The following is an 807-nucleotide window of genomic DNA, read 5'->3' as shown; positions in this document are numbered from 1 at the left end:
CCCCCACACCACCACCGTCACCGGAACCCTCCGCCGCAACGACGCCACCCTCACCCGCTTCCTCACCAACGCCGCCCACACCTGGACCACCGGCCTCCCCCTCACCTGGACCACACTCACCCCAGACTCAACACCCCCGCTGGAACTGCCGACCTATGCCTTCGCGCACACGCGCTACTGGCTCGACCGCAGCACGCGCGGCGGTGACCTGACGGGCGTCGGTCTGGCGGACATGGACCACGGGCTGGTGGCTGCCGCGGTGGAGCTGGCCGGGTCGGACGCGGTCATGCTTTCCGGACGGCTGTCCCAGTCCACCCACCCGTGGCTGGCCGATCACGCTGTGGCCGGGACCGCCCTGCTGCCCGGTACGGCCTTCGTGGATCTGCTGATCCGGGCCGGGGACCAGGTGGGTTGCGGTGTGGTCCAAGAGCTGATCGTTCAGACCCCGCTGATCATCCCTGCCGACGGTGCCGTCGAGCTGCAGGTGGTCGTGGAGGCCCCGGACAGCGACGGCCGGCGCAACGCCGCTGTGTACTCGCGTCCGCAGTCCGGCACGGGGGCGGGCTCCGTGTGGGCTCGCCACGCCCAGGCCACCCTGGTCTCCGTGGAGGCCGGCCCGGCCGCCAGTGACGATGACGTGGTGGGGTTGGGTGTGTGGCCGCCGGTGGGTGCTGTGCCGGTGGTGGTGGAGGGTGCGTATGAGGTGTTGTCGGGTCGTGGTTATGGGTATGGTCCGGCGTTTCGTGGGTTGAGGGGTGTGTGGCGTGGTGGTGAGGGTGAGTTGTTTGTGGAGGCGGTGTTGCCGGA

Annotated in this window: 1 protein-coding gene; it reads left to right on the top strand. The window is 70.1% G+C overall.

From position 1 onward, the window contains the following. Positions 1-807: polyketide synthase dehydratase domain-containing protein (locus tag HN013_RS32235; RefSeq protein WP_171172564.1), on the top strand; the 807-nt coding region annotated here is incomplete at both ends.

The organism is Streptomyces sp. I05A-00742 (genome assembly GCF_013055795.1).
Taxonomy (GTDB): domain Bacteria; phylum Actinomycetota; class Actinomycetes; order Streptomycetales; family Streptomycetaceae; genus Streptomyces.
This window is presented reverse-complemented; position numbering and strand designations above follow the sequence as displayed.